Origin of the sequence: Nocardioides sp. YR527 (assembly GCF_900101045.1) — a bacterium.
In the GTDB taxonomy this organism is placed as follows: Bacteria; Actinomycetota; Actinomycetes; order Propionibacteriales; family Nocardioidaceae; genus Nocardioides.
Map to the genome: position 1 here is coordinate 262,654 of NZ_FNFN01000005.1, position 14,624 is coordinate 277,277.

At 71.5% G+C, this 14,624-nt stretch carries 14 protein-coding genes; 6 read left to right on the plus strand and 8 right to left on the minus strand.

The annotated features are described in order from the left end of the window. Positions 1 to 34: 34 nt before the first annotated feature. Positions 35 to 949 carry an acyl-CoA thioesterase gene (locus BLT25_RS16820; protein WP_218131383.1) on the plus strand — a complete coding sequence of 305 codons (915 nt, stop codon included), beginning with the start codon at positions 35 to 37 and terminating at the stop codon, positions 947 to 949. On the opposite strand, the gene BLT25_RS16825 is transcribed toward BLT25_RS16820, so the two are convergent. After that, positions 921 to 1,832, minus strand: a complete 912-nt coding sequence (locus BLT25_RS16825; protein WP_091048188.1) for a LysR family transcriptional regulator — start codon at positions 1,830 to 1,832, stop codon at positions 921 to 923. The genes BLT25_RS16820 and BLT25_RS16825 overlap by 29 nt on opposite strands. A gap of 84 nt (positions 1,833 to 1,916) precedes the next feature. On the opposite strand from BLT25_RS16825, the gene BLT25_RS16830 reads away from it, so the two are divergent. The 3 genes from BLT25_RS16830 to BLT25_RS16840 are packed head-to-tail and all read left to right on the plus strand — an operon-like array spanning position 1,917 to position 5,099. Then, positions 1,917 to 3,137, plus strand: coding sequence for a CaiB/BaiF CoA transferase family protein (locus tag BLT25_RS16830; protein ID WP_091048189.1), 1,221 nt, complete (start codon positions 1,917 to 1,919; stop codon positions 3,135 to 3,137). 37 nt (positions 3,138 to 3,174) lie between these two features. Next, positions 3,175 to 4,323, plus strand: a complete 1,149-nt coding sequence (locus BLT25_RS16835; RefSeq protein ID WP_091048192.1) for an acyl-CoA dehydrogenase family protein — start codon at positions 3,175 to 3,177, stop codon at positions 4,321 to 4,323. Beyond that, positions 4,320 to 5,099, plus strand: a complete 780-nt coding sequence (locus BLT25_RS16840; protein WP_091048193.1) for an enoyl-CoA hydratase/isomerase family protein — start codon at positions 4,320 to 4,322, stop codon at positions 5,097 to 5,099. Before BLT25_RS16835 ends, BLT25_RS16840 begins: the two co-directional genes overlap by 4 nt. Before the next feature lie 50 nt (positions 5,100 to 5,149). Here BLT25_RS16840 and BLT25_RS16845 read toward each other — a convergent pair whose 3' ends face one another. From BLT25_RS16845 to BLT25_RS16860, 4 genes are read right to left on the minus strand one after another with little or no spacing between them, the layout of a single operon-like run. Then, positions 5,150 to 6,274, minus strand: coding sequence for a glycosyltransferase (locus BLT25_RS16845; RefSeq protein ID WP_091048196.1), 1,125 nt, complete (start codon positions 6,272 to 6,274; stop codon positions 5,150 to 5,152). A gap of 52 nt (positions 6,275 to 6,326) precedes the next feature. Next, on the minus strand, positions 6,327 to 7,403 hold the full coding sequence (locus tag BLT25_RS16850; protein WP_091048198.1) for an alcohol dehydrogenase catalytic domain-containing protein: 1,077 nt from the start codon (positions 7,401 to 7,403) through the stop codon (positions 6,327 to 6,329). Further along, the gene (locus BLT25_RS16855; protein WP_218131384.1) at positions 7,400 to 7,873 is read right to left on the minus strand and encodes a DUF4334 domain-containing protein; all 474 of its coding nucleotides are present in this window, start codon (positions 7,871 to 7,873) and stop codon (positions 7,400 to 7,402) included. Before BLT25_RS16855 ends, BLT25_RS16850 begins: the two co-directional genes overlap by 4 nt. Positions 7,874 to 7,875: 2 nt before the next feature. Then, the gene (locus BLT25_RS16860; RefSeq protein ID WP_091048203.1) at positions 7,876 to 9,477 is read right to left on the minus strand and encodes a succinic semialdehyde dehydrogenase; all 1,602 of its coding nucleotides are present in this window, start codon (positions 9,475 to 9,477) and stop codon (positions 7,876 to 7,878) included. A gap of 164 nt (positions 9,478 to 9,641) precedes the next feature. Here BLT25_RS16860 and BLT25_RS16865 point away from each other — a divergent pair, with 164 nt between their 5' ends. After that, entirely contained in the window at positions 9,642 to 10,856 is a 1,215-nt protein-coding gene (locus tag BLT25_RS16865; protein WP_091048205.1) for an oxygenase MpaB family protein, read from the plus strand. Between the two features lie 4 nt (positions 10,857 to 10,860). Here the strand turns inward: BLT25_RS16865 and BLT25_RS16870 are convergent, their stop codons facing one another. From BLT25_RS16870 to BLT25_RS16880, 3 genes are read right to left on the minus strand one after another with little or no spacing between them, the layout of a single operon-like run. Further along, positions 10,861 to 12,009, minus strand: coding sequence for a TetR/AcrR family transcriptional regulator (locus tag BLT25_RS16870; protein WP_218131385.1), 1,149 nt, complete (start codon positions 12,007 to 12,009; stop codon positions 10,861 to 10,863). Positions 12,010 to 12,043: 34 nt separating this feature from the next. Further along, positions 12,044 to 12,988, minus strand: coding sequence for an SDR family oxidoreductase (locus tag BLT25_RS16875; RefSeq protein WP_091048209.1), 945 nt, complete (start codon positions 12,986 to 12,988; stop codon positions 12,044 to 12,046). Between the two features lie 59 nt (positions 12,989 to 13,047). Continuing rightward, a complete protein-coding gene (locus tag BLT25_RS16880; protein ID WP_218131386.1) occupies positions 13,048 to 13,383 on the minus strand; it encodes a hypothetical protein in 336 nt (111 codons plus the stop codon). Between the two features lie 101 nt (positions 13,384 to 13,484). On the opposite strand from BLT25_RS16880, the gene BLT25_RS16885 reads away from it, so the two are divergent. Next, the gene (locus tag BLT25_RS16885; protein ID WP_091048210.1) at positions 13,485 to 14,501 is read left to right on the plus strand and encodes a LacI family DNA-binding transcriptional regulator; all 1,017 of its coding nucleotides are present in this window, start codon (positions 13,485 to 13,487) and stop codon (positions 14,499 to 14,501) included. Positions 14,502 to 14,624 lie beyond the last annotated feature (123 nt).

Here is a 14,624-nt window from a genome sequence, read left to right on the forward strand (position 1 = left end):
GAAAGTGATGACAAACGACGGCACAATGAGCCGGGTGGACCCTGCCTCTCCTGCCGCTGACACCCGCGCCGCCGTGACCCTCGACGAGCTGCTCGACCTCCTCGACCTGAGCTGCGTCGGCGAGCCGACCGGCCGGGTCAGTCATTGGATCGGGCAACCTCAGCAGCATCCCGCCGGCAGGCTCTTCGGCGGCCTCCTCCTGGCTCAGGCGCTGGTCGCCGCCGGCCGTGGGATCCGGACCGACCAGCGGATCATCAGCCTGCAGGCCGACTTCGTCGGCGGAGTGCCGACGGACCGGCCGCTGCACTGGGAGGTCACGGTCGTCTCGGACGCACCGTCGCTGGCGACCCGGCGCAGCCGGCTGCTCGACGACACCGGGGAGGAGCTGTTCGGCGCGGTCACGCGCTGGGCGACGGTCCGTGACGACCTGCCCTCCTACAGCTCCGCCCGGCGGGCGCCTGCGCCCGACCCCGAGACGCTGCCGGACCACGCCGACAGGTTCGGCTCCGACGAGCGGATCCCGCCGTGGTGGCGGCTCCGGCGACCGATCCACTTCCGGCACGCGGTGGCCCCGCCGTACGTCACCCTCGCCGAGCCGAACGACCGGCAGACCACCTTCTTCCGGGCGACCGGCCCGCTGCCTGACGACGCGGTCCTCCGGGCGGCGCTGGTCGCCTACGTGAGTGACATGAGCATCCTCGAGGCGTCGTTCCTGGCGCTCGGTTCAGCACGGCACAAGCCGGGGGCCCGGATCCTCAGCCTGACCCACGCGCTGACGTTCCATGCCGCCGCCGATCTGACCGAGTGGCATCAGTTCGACTGCCGGGTGGAGTCGATCGCCCACGGGCGTGCTCACGGCGTCGGCGAGCTGTTCGACGCGGCCGGTCGCCACGTCGCCACCGCGTCGCAGGTGGGGCTGGTCAAGACTCCGACGGCAGATCGGGAGTAGGCAGCGCCTCCTCCGAGGCGCGCAGCACCGCGTGCAGCGCCGGGCTCCGGTCCTCCTGCCGCCAGGCGAGCTGCTGGAACGTGGGGCGATCACACTCGGTCACCCGGACCACCTCGATGCCGGTCTGCACGACGTTGGCGAGCGCGGTGTCGAGCGTGAACGTGATGCCGACGCCCGCCGCGACCAGCGCGACCGCGGTCCAGCTGTCCGGCGCGGTCTGCACGATGTTGGGCACGAAGCCGGCCTGGGAGGCCGTCTCGATGAAGGCGTCGCGCACGCTGGAGCCCGGGTCGGCGGGCAGCGCGACGAACGGCTCGTCGCGGCACTCCGCCATGCTGACCTGCTCGCGGCCGGCGAGGCGGTGGCCGGCGGGAACGGCGAGCACGTAGTGCTCGACGGCGATCACGCGGTGCGCGAGTCCCTGGGGCTCGATCCGCCACCGGGCGATCGCCAGGTCGAGCTCGCCGTCCTGCAGCGAGCGCAGCGCCTCGTAGTTGTAGGTGGTGCTCTGCAGGATGAGCTCGATCCCGGGATGCTGCTCGCGCACGATTCGGCCGAGCTGTCCCACCAGCACGTGGGAGGAGGGGCCGGCGAACCCGATCCGGACCCGTCCGGTCTCGCCCCGGCCGGCCGAACGCACCGCCCGGCGCGCGGTGCGCATGCCCTCGAGGACGTCCTGTGCGGGTCGCACCAGGGCCTCGCCGGCCGAGGTCAGCCGGACGCTCCGGGTGGTGCGGTCGAACAGCTGGGTGCCGAGGTCGCGCTCGAGCTGCTTGATGGTGCGGCTCAGCGGCGGCTGGGCGATGTGCAGCCGCTCGGCCGCTCGGCCGAAGTGCAGCTCCTCGGCGACGGCCAGGAACGCTTCGAGGTGGTGCAGGTCCATAAGGACAACTGTTGCATCAGTTGGAACAATCAGCCAAGCATTAGGTATTGGACGGGCATAAGAAGTCAGGCCATGCTTTTCTGCATGACCACCGACCTGCTGCCGCTGGACGGCATCACCGTGGTCGCCCTCGAGCAGGCCGTCGCGGCCCCGCTCGCCACCCGCCACCTCGCGGACCTCGGTGCCCGCGTGATCAAGCTGGAGCGGGTGGGCGAGGGTGACTTCGCCCGCAACTACGACCACGCGGTGCACGGCCTCGCCTCGCACTTCGTCTGGCTCAACCGCGGAAAGGAGTCGGTGGCGCTCGACCTGAAGTCGCCCGAGGGCGCCGAGCTCGCCCGCCGGCTGGTCGCGCGTGCCGACGTGTTCCTGCAGAACGCCGCGCCCGGTGCCGCCGAGCGCCTTGGGCTCGGCGCGGCGGAGCTCGCCGAACGGCACCCCCGGCTCGTCGTCGCCGGCATCTCGGGCTACGGCACCGGCGGCCCGCTGCGGGACCGCAAGGCGTACGACATGCTGATCCAGGCCGAGTCAGGGCTGATCTCGGTCACCGGCACCCCGGAGACGGCGACCAAGACCGGCGTCCCCAGCTCCGACATCGCCGCCGGGCTCTACACGAGCCAGGCGATCGTCGCGGCCCTGTTCCGCCGTGAGCGCACCGGAAAGGGCGGCATCGTCGACGTGTCGATGTTCGACGCGACCGTCGAGTGGCTCGGACACCCGATGTACATGCAGATGTACGGCGGCCGGCAGATCCCCCGGATGGGGCTCAGCCACGCCTCGATCGCGCCGTACGATGCCTACCCGACCGCCGACGGGGAGATCCTGATCGGCGTCCAGAACGACCGCGGCTGGCGGGCGCTGGTGACCGACGTCTTCGAGCGGCCCGATCTCGCCGACCATCCCCGGCTGGCCACCAACCCGCTGCGGGTCGAGCACCGCGAGGAGTGCGACGCGGTCGTCGCCGAGCACACCCGCGGCTTCGCCACCGCCGACCTCGACGCCCGGCTCGCCGCCGCCGGCGTGCCCGCCGCCCAGATCAACGACATGTCCGGTCTGGTCGACCACCCGCAGCTCACCGGCCGCGACCGGTGGCGCGAGGTCGACACCCCCTCGGGGCCGGTCCGTGGTGTCCTGCCGCCGATGACGTTCCGTGACGTCGAGCTGCCGATGGGCGCGATCCCCGAGCTCGGTGCCCACACCGATGCCGTGCTCACCGAGCTCGGCCTCGACGACGGCAGCATCGACCGGATGGCCGCCGCCGGCGTGGTCGGCCGGCCCACCGACGTACCCGTCCCCATGCCCTGACCCAGCCCTGACCCCCTCGCACGAAGGAGCAGCACCCATGGAGCCCGACGAGTTCACCTCGATCCTCGACGCCGTCCGCGCGTTCGTCCGCAAGGAGGTCGTCACGGCCGAGGACGAGATCGAGGAGACCGACCAGATCCCCGACCGGATCCGGCAGCAGGCCGCGGCCATGGGGTTGTTCGGCTACGCCATCCCCGAGGAGTACGGCGGTCTCGGCTTCACCATGTCGGAGGAGGTCCGGCTGGCGATGGAGCTCGGCTGGACGACGCCGTCTTTCCGCTCGATGTTCGGCACCAACAACGGGATCGCCGGCCAGGTGCTGGTCAACTGCGGCACCGAGCGGCAGAAGCAGCGCTACCTGCCCGGGCTGGCGAGCGGCGAGCTGGTGGCCTCGTTCGCGCTCACCGAGCCCGAGGCCGGCTCCGACCCGAGCGGCCTGCGCACCCGCGCCGTCCGCGAGGGCGACGAGTACGTCATCAGCGGGCAGAAGCGCTTCATCACCAACGCGATCTGGGCCGACCTGCTCATGGTCTTCGCCCGCACCGGCGACCTCGCCGAAGGCGCCAAGAACATCTCGGTGTTCGTGGTGCCGACCGACACCCCCGGCGTCACCGTCGGACCGCGGGACCACAAGATGGGCCAGCGCGGCGCCGTGACCTCCGAGATCTTCTTCGACGGTGCCCGGGTGCCCGCCGAGAACCTGGTCGGCGAGGTCGAGGGCGAAGGCTTCTCCGCGGCGATGCGCTCGCTGGCCAAGGGCCGGCTGCACATCGCGGCGCTGACCGTCGGGCTCGCGGACCGGCTGATCGAGGAGAGCCTGCGTCACGCCACGACCAACGGCCAGGGCGGCCAGAAGCTGTCGGAGTTCCAGCTGATCCAGGCGATGCTCGCCGAGAGCCGGACCGAGGCGTACGCCGGTCGCGCGATGGTCCTCGAGGCCGCCCGCAGCTGGGACGACGGCAGCGACCGGCGGACGGCACCCTCGATGTGCAAGCTGTTCTGCACCGAGGCGGTCGACCGGATCGCCGACCGGGCGGTCCAGATCCACGGCGGCCTCGGCTACATGCGCGAGGTGCCGGTCGAGCGGTTCTACCGCGACGCGCGGCTGTTCCGGCTCTACGAGGGCACCAGCGAGATCCAGAAGCTGATCATCGCCAAGCAGATGGTCAAGGAGTTCCAGGGATGAGCTCGGGGGAGCGCACCGGGGCTGTCCGGGTCGAGGACCGTGGCCACGTCCGGATCCTCACCCTCGACCGACCCGAGCGCCGCAACGCGCTCGACCTCGCGGACCGCCTGGACCTGCTCACCGCGCTCCGGGCCGCCGAGCACGAGGCGCGTGCCGTCGTCCTGACCGGCGCGGGCTCGGTGTTCTCCGCGGGCGGCGACATCCGGTCGATGTCGCAGGACCGCGACGTCGCCCGGCAGCGGCTCGAGGTCGTCAACGCCGTCGTACGCCAGCTGGTCACCGGCGACCTGCCGATCGTCGCGGCGGTCGAGGGCGGCGCGTACGGCCTCGGCCTCGCCCTGGCCGCCGCCTGCGACCTGGTGGTCGCCGGCCGCTCGGCGACCTTCTCGACGTCCTTCGGGAAGATCGGGCTCGGCCCCGACACCGGTCTTGCCTACACGCTCCCGCGGCGCGTCGGGCAGGGGAGGGCGCGCGAGCTGCTCCTGACCGTACGCACCTTCGACGCGGTCGAGGCCGAGCGGATCGGAGCGGTCGAGACCGTCGTCGAGGACGGCACCGCCCTCGACCACGCCGTCGAGCTGGCCTCGCGACTGGCCGACCTCTCCGCGCCGATGGTGACCGGCACCCGGCGCCTCCTCGACCAGGCCGACCAGAGCCTCGACGGCGTACTCGAGGCGGAGGCCGACCTCCAGGTCGAGCTGCTCGCGGGCCGGCAGTTCGCCGAGGGCCGGACGGCCTTCCTCGAGCGCCGCCGCCCCGACTTCATCGGCGCCTGAGAGCAGGTCGTCCGCCCGGCCGATCCGCGCACGTACTCGGTCGTCGAGGGTCAGGCCGCGCCGCTGAGCAGCAGCTCCGCGGCCCTCGCGGCTCCGTCGACCTGTGCCTCGGCGGCCATCGCGGTCGTCCGCGCGCGGACCTCGGGCGTCAGGGCGGCGCCGAGAGCGGTGGTGAGCGACTCGAGCGTCGGTGCGGCGCCGTCGTGAGCGATCCCGAGGCCGAGCTCGGCGACCCGCCCGGACCAGTACGCCTGGTCGCCGGCCTGCGGCACCACCACCTGCGGGGCACCGGCCCGGTAGGCCGTGGTCGTGGTGCCCGCGCCACCGTGGTGGACGACGGCGGCGACCCGGCCGAAGAGGCGCTGGTGGTTGACCTCGCCGATGACGAAGCAGTCGTCACGACCGTCGATGACGTCCAGTCCCGCCCAGCCGCGCCCGATGACCACGCGCCGGCCGTGGGCGCGGATGGCCTCGATCGCGACGCGTACGCCCTCCTCGCCGACCGTGCGCATGCTGCCGAATCCGACATAGACGGGCTCCGCGCCGTCGTCGAGGAACCCCGTCAGATCCTCGGGGAGCGGGCGGTCGTCCGAGAGCGTCCAGGCGCCGGTCTGGGTCACCTCGAAGCGGGAGGTTCCGTGCCACGGACCGAGGACCGGATCGGCCGCGAGGAGCGGGTGCGTGGTGAACATGAACTCGCTGACATCCTCGACCGGCGAGAGCCCGATCGAGGCCCGGTGAGCGTCGAGCGGCTCCTTGAACAGCTCGGTGAAGCCGCGCCCGTCCAGGCCGCCGACGACGTCGGGGCAGAACAGGACGTAGTGGTAGGGGACGCCCAGCCTCTCGGCGACCGAGGGCGCGACGAACTGCGACATCGCGGTGGCCACGACCACGTCACAGCCCTCAGCGGCCTCGGCCACCGTGTCGTACTGCGCCGTGATGAAGTCGGTCACCCGCTGATGACGCTCCTCGGCCGTCGGCGGCCGCTCCCACGACCGCCACGGCTTCAGGAACGGCACGTGCGCCACACCTTCCCGCTCCAGCAGGTCGACGAACTCCCCGTCCGGCGGCGCGCACATGCTGACCTCCGCGCCCCTGCGCCGCAGCTCGACCGCGAGCGCCACCATCGGCTCGACGTCTCCCCGCGACCCGTACGTGGACAACAGCACGCGCATCCATGGCTCCGTTCCGTGGGTCCGTTTCGTGGCTCCGGGCCACGCCCGAGAATCAGGGCAGCATAACGGGCTTGAGCACCCTCCCGGCGCGTTGCTCGGCGACCGCGGCATCCCACTCCGCGAGGGGGAAGGTGGTGACCAGGCGGTCGAGCGGGAGGGTGCCGGCGGCGTGGCGGCGGAGCAGGTCGGGGATGAGCTCGCCGGGCACCGCGTCACCCTCCACGCAGCCGCGGAGGGTGAGTCCGCGCAGCATGAGGCGGCGTACGTCGATCTCGGCTCGCGCCCGGCCCAGACCGACCACGGCCAGGGTGCCGAGCGGGTCCAGGAGGCCGAGGACGCGGTCGACCACCTCGGGGCGGCCCGAGGTGTCGAGGGCGTGGCTGATCCCGGGATCGGCCAGCTCGTCGAAGGACTCATAGGCCTTGGCGCCGAACGACCCGACCAGCTCGCGCCGGGAGGCCAACGGCTCCACGACGATCACCTCGACGCCTTCGGAACGTGCCGTGAGCACGGCCGCTGCGCCCACACCACCGGCTCCGACGACCAGCAGCCGGTCGCCGGCGCCGGGCCGGAGCACGTTGAGCACCGCGCCCGCACCGGTCAGGAAGCCACAGCCGAGCGGGGCCGCGACCTCGGGTGCCACGTCCCCGACGGGTACGCAGGCACTGGCCGCCACGAGCGCGTGGCTCGCGAACGACGACTGCCCGAAGAACGAGGCGAAGACCGGGTGGCCGTCCACGGTGACCGTGGCGCTGCCGTCGGGGCGGCGCCCGGCGTTGTTGAGGCGCTGGGACTGCTCGCAGTAGGCCGGAGCGCCACCGAGGCAGCGCTCGCAGGAGCCGCAGGAGCGGAAGGAGAGCACCACGCGCTCGCCGACGCGGACGCCGGCGACCTCGGCGACCGACGAGCCGACCTGCTCGACGATGCCGCACCCCTCGTGCCCGAGCACGGCTGGAGTGGTGCCGAGCGCAGCCCGGGTGGCGAGGTCGGTGTGGCACAGGCCGACCGCCTCGATCCGGACGAGCACCTCGTCGTCGCGAGGCGCATCCAGCCGTGCGGCCACCAGCTCGGCCGGGGTGTCGACGCCGTGGGTGAGCAGCACCTGGGCGGTCGTCCCGCGCGCGCTCATGCGCGCTCCAGCCCGAAGTAGAAGTGCCGCCCGGCCGGGTCGAGCACCACGGACGGCTTGCCGTTCATGATCCCCATCAGGGTGTCGCCGTCGACGCGCTTGAAGTGGTCGAGGACCGGCATCCCGTCGTAGACCATGGTCGCGGTGACCTCGCCACGGAACTCGACGTTCCACAGGCTCGCCTCGCCCCGACCGGACTTGAGGTCGGAGTAGAGAGAGCCGTCCTCGGCCCGGCAGATGAGGGGCTTGGCGTCGTCCAGGGCGTCGAACCGCTTGCCGTGCCAGCTGCTCGTGGCCAGCGTCTTCTCGATCGGGTGCCCGGTCGAGAACGCGAAGCCGCGCCAGGAGCCGAGGATCGCCGAGGCGGCGACGGTGTCGAGGCCCGCCCAGACCTTGTCGAGCTCGGCCGGGTCGACGAGGCCCTCGACCGCGCGGAGCTCGTTGAAACGTACGGCTGTCTGCAGGGTCACCATCATCGGACTCCGATCTTGCGCATGAGCGTCAGCTGCTTGTTGGTCGACTCGACGAAGGACTCGGCCTTGCCGGGCGCGGCGCCGAGCGGGATCACCCGCTGGATCGCGACCGTCTGCGACTCGGTGAACTTCCGGATGCCCTCGGCTCCGTGGCGGCGGCCGAGGCCGCTCTCGCCCATGCCGCCCATCCCGGCCTCGATGCTGCCGGCCGCGGCCGCGGCGCCGTCGTTGACGTTGACGGACCCGGCGCGGATCTGCGGCGCCATCCGGGCTGCCGCAGAGGTGTCGCGGGACCAGATCGAGGCCGACAGGCCGTAACAGCCTTCGTTGGCGAGCGCGATCGCCTCCTCGTCGGTACGGAACGGATAGAGCGCGACGACCGGACCGAAGGTCTCCTCGGCATAGACGCGCATCTCCGGGGTGACCCCCTCCAGGACCGTCGGCTCGAAGCAGAGCGGCCCCAGATCGGGCCGGACCTTTCCGCCGGTGAGCACGGTCGCGCCGTGGGCCACGGCATCCTCCACGTGGGCGGTGACCGCGTCGAGCTGACGTTGCGAGATCAGCGGTCCGAGTTCGACGGAGAAGTCGAGGGCCTGCCCGATCCGCTGCTCCGAGGTCGCCGCGACGAAGCCGTCGCGGAAGGACTCATAGACCGACTCGTGCACGTAGATCCGCTCGATGCTGATGCACATCTGCCCCGTGTTGGCGTACGCGGCCGCGACCGCCCCGGCCACGGCCTTGTCGACGTCGGCATCCGCGCGCACGATGAGCGGATTCTTGCCGCCCAGCTCGAGCGAGGCCCCGACCAGCCGGCGCCCGGCCTGCTCGGCGACGGTCCGCCCGGTCGCGGTGGACCCGGTGAAGCAGACGAAGTCGGCCTCCTCGACCAGCGCCGTGCCGACCGGCACGCCCTCGCCGACGACGATCTGCCACACGTCGGCGGGCAGCCCCGCCTCGGCCAGCAGGGCGTGGGTCCACAGCATGGTGAGCGAGGTCTGCGGGTCCGCCTTGGAGACGACCGCGTTGCCGGCCAGGAGCGCCGGGAGCACGTCGCCGACGCCGAGGTAGAGCGGGTAGTTCCACGGCGAGATGATCCCGACGACGCCCTTGGGGACGCGCACCTCGGTCACCTTCGTCAGCAGCGGGACCATGCCGCGTACCCGGTTGTCGGCGAGGTAGCGGCGCGCGCGACGGGCGTAGTGTCGCGCGATCGTGGCGACCTGGGCGATCTCCTGCCAGGCATGGAAGCGGGACTTGCCGGTCTCCCACTGGATCAGGTCCAGGACCTGGTCCTGACGCTCGACGAGGAGGTCGTGGAAGGCGATCACGACCTGGCACCGCCGGGACAGCGCCAGGCCGGCCCACGACCGCTGCGCGACCCGCCCGCGGGAGACGGCCTCGGTGACGTCGAGGACCGACGAGCTCGGCACCGAGGCGGTCGGCAGCAGGTCATAGGGCGCCAGGGCGACCACGTCGGGCGATGGTTCGCCGGCACCGCTGCAGACCCGGGCGCGCAGGTCGTCGAGGACGGGTTCGGTCAGCCACTCGGGCCGGAACACCGACCCGGTGACAGGTTCGGCGTGGTCTTCTCTGGTCGTCATGGCAGCCCATTTCTAATCTTGGTTCACAAATTTGCCCGGCCGTCGCGATGAGGGGACGAGAGCCATTGCGTGACGTCCGTCACTGGCCGTATGTTAATCAGGAATCACATTCGCGTCGACCCCTAAAGGCCGAGCGAATCCCTCCAAAGGTGGAAGGTAAGTCAATGGGAGATCTCAGTCGTAGAGGGTTCATCTCGCTGGGTGCAGCGCTCGGTTTCGTGGGTGTGGCCGAAGGCGTCGCTCCGTCGTGGAGCTGGGCGTCGACAGGGTCGATCGCCGGCTCGGCCACGTATGCCGACCCGCAGTGGGTCTGGGACGACCGGATCGACGCGATCATGAAGTCGGTGCTCGACAACGGTCAGGTGTCCGCGGTCAACACCGCGATCCGCCCGTGGGTCGACAACAGCGACCCGTTGCCGACCGGCCTGCCCGCGGACCTCACCGCCTACCTGCAGGACGTCAACCAGCTGCCCGAGTGGGCCGACATGGACAAGCTGACGCTGGCCGCGGACTTCAACCGCCGCAAGGACACCTACCTGTTCGCGCTCTACAGCGTCGGCAGCGGGATCATGAGCACCGTCATCCCGCGCGAGGCCAAGTCGGTCTACTGGTCCAAGGGTGGCGCCGACATGCAGGACCGCGCCGCCAAGACCTTCACCTTCGGCTACGACTTGGCGCAGCTGCACGCCTTCGAGCCTCAGGGTCAGTTCATCGTCACGGCCAACAAGACCCGGATGGTGCACGCAGCCGTACGCCACCTGCTGCCGCAGCTTCCGCAGTGGCGCGAGGGCGCCACCGAGAACGACCAGATCCCGATCAGCAACGGCGACATCCTGGTCACCTTCCACAGCCTCGGCACCTTCGTGCACAAGAAGTTCAAGGAGTGGCGCATCCCGATGACCGCCGCCGAGGAGGAGGCGTTCCTGCACTCCTGGCAGGTCGCCATCTCGCTGCTCGGCGTCCAGGACCGGTTCATCCCGCAGACCTGGGCGGATGCGCACGCTCAGGCGGCGCAGGTGCTCACCCCGATCCTCGCGCCCACCGCGGAAGGCAACAGCCTCGCCGAGACGCTTCTCGGCCTGACCGCCCAGGTCGACCTGGGCGTCACCCGTGGGTTCCTCAACGAGTTCGTCCGCTACACGCTCGGCGACCAGGTCTCCAACTGGCTGGGCCTGCGTCGCGACTACGTCTCGGCCGCGCTGATCAAGACCGCCTGGCCCGCCTACATCGCGTTCCGTGAGGGCACGATCAACGTCCTGCCGGGCTCCTACTACATGTTCGACCAGTTCGTCAGGGCGCTCGCGATGGCCTTCCTCAACGGCGGTGAGTCGGGCCAGACCACCCCGATCGAGATCCCCGACATGAACCGTCCTTCCTGAGGTCTCAGAGGCCGAGCGCGTGCATCAGGAGGGCGGTGACCCTCTCCTCGTTGCCGTCCTGCCAGTGGAGCAGCCGGCCGGACTCGGCGACCACGCCGAGTCCGGCATGGACCTCGACCCTCGCCGCGCGCGGGTCCAGGTCGTCCCGCGCGGCGACCAGGTGGTCCTCCCAGAGGGCGACGTGCTCACGCTGGGCCCGGATCAGCTGCGTACGCAGCGGCTCGGGGAGCCCGGCGATCTCGGCCGTGCCGACCTGGGTGAGCAGGTGGTGACGGAAGCTGTAGCCGACGTACGCCCGAGCCAGGGCCGCGACCGCGCCGGTCGCGTCACCCGGATCGCGCAGGGCCTCGCGGACCGACTGGTCGAGCATCGTCGCCGCCTGCAGGCACGCCGCCGCGAGGATGTCGACCTTGCTCGGGTAGTGCCGGTAGAGCGCCGACGGCGCCACTCCGACGACCTCGGCGATGTGTCCGAGGGTGACGTTCGCGAAGCCGTCGCGCGCGAAGAGCGGGATCGCGGCGGCGAGGATCTCGGCGCTGCGGGTGCGGGAGGCCGGCGGTTCCTCGACCGGTTCCGCCCGCGTCGGGTCGGTCCGCGGGAGCGACCCGACATCGGTGCCGATGACCCGGAGCGCGACCTCGGTCAGCAGGCCGACCAGTCGGCGCCTGGCCATGGTGGCGTGATGGGTGGTGATCGAGCCGATCGCTCCCAGTGCCGCGACGGCCCGGAGCCGGTCGTCGGCGGACGGGTTCGGGCCTCCGCCGGCTGCCGCCACGACTCGCCGTACGACCCGGTCGACCTTGACCCGGATCTCGCCGAGGTCCTCGGCGCCCAGATAGCGCGACTCCCAGCGGTAGATGCCGCCGTAGCTGCGATGGTCGACGGTGAGCTCGGCGATCGTACGCAGCACCCGCTCGAGATCCGCGTCGTCGGGGAGGTCGGACACGGCCTCGAGCAGGTGGTCGATGAGCAGGTTCGCGCAGTCACGGAACAGGTCGTACTTGCCAGGGAAGTGCCGGTAGAGGGCCGCCGCCGTGATCCCGACGTCAGCGGCGATCTGCTCCATCGACGCGGCGTGGTAGCCGCGCTCGCTGAAGACCTTGCCCGCCGCCTCGACGATCAGCTGGCGCCGGTTGCGCGGTCGCGTGCTCACGCGCCGAGTCAACCATGCCGGAGACGTACGCCGGTCAGCTGGTCGGGAGCGCGGTCCTGGTGAGTCTCTCGGAGACCTCCCAGAGCCTTGCCGCGTCCTCGGGACTGCGCAGCGGCCGGTAGAGCGCCTGCTCGGCGGGCGGGCCACCGAGGTGCCCGGGCCCGCTGGGGCCGTACATCCGGCCACCGGTCGCCTCGGGCGAGGTCGCGGCCAGCAGTGCGGGAAGGGCGGCGGTCTCGGGGGTGCCCAGGAGGATCCCGCGGGCGGAGAGCCAGCGGATCATGCGTACGGAGAGGGTGTCGGTCGTACGTCCGATCTCGGGTCGTGCGGCCAGCAGGTTGGTCGGGGCGACGCCGGGGTGGGAGAGGTTGCTGGTGATTCCCCAGTCGCCGGCGCGGCTGCGTCGGTCCAGCTCCAGCCCGAACAGGCCGACGGCGATCTTGGACTGGCTGTAGGCCCTCATGTCGTCGTAGCCGTCCTCCCAGCTGGGGTCCTCCCAGTTCACGTTCCCGCGCCGCGCGGCCACGCTCACCTGGGACGTCACCCGGGCGCGCCCGGCTCGCAGCAGCGGCAGGGTCCGGGCGACGAGGGCGAAGTGGCCGAGATGGTTGGTGCCGAGCTGGAGCTCGAACCCGTCGGCGGTCGTCTGCCTCTCCGGCGGCGTCATCACGCCGGCGTTGTTGATCATCAGGTGGAACGGCTGGTCCTCGCCCAGCAGCGTCTCGGCGAGCGCCGCCACCGAGGACAGCGAGGAGAGGTCTAGGTCGCGCAGCGAGATCCTGGCCTCCGGGACGTGCCCGCGGATCGTGGCCAGCGCCTTCTCACCCTTGCTCGGGTTGCGTACGGGCAGCACCACCTCCGCCCCCGCGGCCGCCAGCCGCGTCGCCATCACCAGCCCCATCCCGTCGCTGGCCCCCGTCACCAGGGCTCGCTTGCCGGACAGGTCGGGGATCGTGATGTCGATGGGTCGACGGGGCATCGGTCTGCTCCTCGTTGGTGGATCCGGGGTCGGATCCATCCTCCGAGGACGTCGAGGTTCTATCCAGGGTCTCTCGATCCCAGCCTGGCCTCCACGTCGTCGAAGTAGCGGGAGAGGAAGACCGCCATCAGAGCGCCGCCGACCACCTGCGGGACCTTGGAGCCTTTCGTACGGGAGCCGGCCGCGAGCAGCGCGCTGCCGGCGGCGAGGTTGACGGCTCCCCAGGCGACGTTCTCGGTGGGGGAGGAGGGGCCGACGCCGGGCGGGTTCGCGAACGGCGTCGGGAACCGCTGCCCGGTCACGCCCTTGACCGTGTGCGGGATCGCGTTGACCAGCAGGGCCCCGGCCGCGAAGCGGGCCGCCGTTCGGACCGTGGAACGAATGAGTTGAGGCACGTCAGGTGAGGCTAGTCACTCGACACAAGATCCGGTGCGGAGTCGGCGTTGGCGGCAGGCCGCTGCGAGACGGGGGCGCGGATGCCTCTTAGGATCACAGCATGGTCCCGCCTGAGTCGAAGAACGCGCCGAGCATGGCAGATGTCGCGGCCCGGGCAGGGGTCTCCCACCAGACCGTGTCCCGGGTGGTCAACGGCTCCGACGCCGTACGCGGCGAGACCCGCGACCGGGTGCTGGCGGCGATCGACGAGATGGGCTATCGACGCAACAAGTCGGCGCGGGCGCTGGTGACGCGGCGCTCCGGACGCCTGGGTCTGCTCTACTCCCAGCCGCACCTCTACGGGCCGGGCACGCTGGCCGCCTCGGTGCACCAGGCCGGTCAGAAGGCCGGTTACGACGTCATCCTGAGCCCGGTGCCACACCTCGAGGCGACCTCGGCGGAGCGGGCGATCGAGGCGCTCCTCGACGACGCGGTCGAGGCCGTGCTCCTCGGCGTCTCGCACCAGTCGTTCGAGGACCTGGTCGGCCAGCTCGCGTCCGTGGTCGAGGTCGTGATGATCCACAGCGACCCGCCGGCGGGGGTGCGCTCGGTCGGGATCGACCAGCACGCCGGCGCCGTGCTGGCCACGCAGTACCTGCTCGACCTCGGCCACCGCAACATCGCCCACGTCGCCGGTCCGGTCGGCTGGATCGACGCCCGGCAGCGCCGGGAGGGGTGGCTGGCCGCGCTCCGGGAGGCCGGCGCGCAACCGGGCCCCGAGATCTTCGGTGACTGGTCGAGCAGGAGCGGCTACGAGGCCGGGGCCGTGATCGCCAGGGACCCCTCGGTCACCGCGGTCTTCGCCGCCAACGACTCGATGGCCCTCGGGGTGATCCGCGCGCTGCACGAGGCCGGCCGCCGGGTACCCCAGGACGTGAGCGTCGTCGGCTTCGACGACGTCCCGGACGCCGCCTACCTCTGGCCCCCGCTGACCACGGTCCGCCAGGACTTCGCCTCGCTCGGCGAGCTCGCGGTCGAGGTGGCCACGAAAGCCATCGCCGAGGGGACCGTCGAAACCCCCGCTCTGCTCGAGCCGGAGCTGGTCGTCCGGGCCTCCGCTGCCGAGAACCCCAGCTAACAGCCGAGGCGTCACGTACGCCGGCCGAGACGTCAGCTGGGTCGGCCGAGTCGTCACGTACGTCGGTCGAGTCGTCAGTCAGGTCGGCCGAGTCGTCAGTCAGGTCGGCCGAGTCGTCGATTG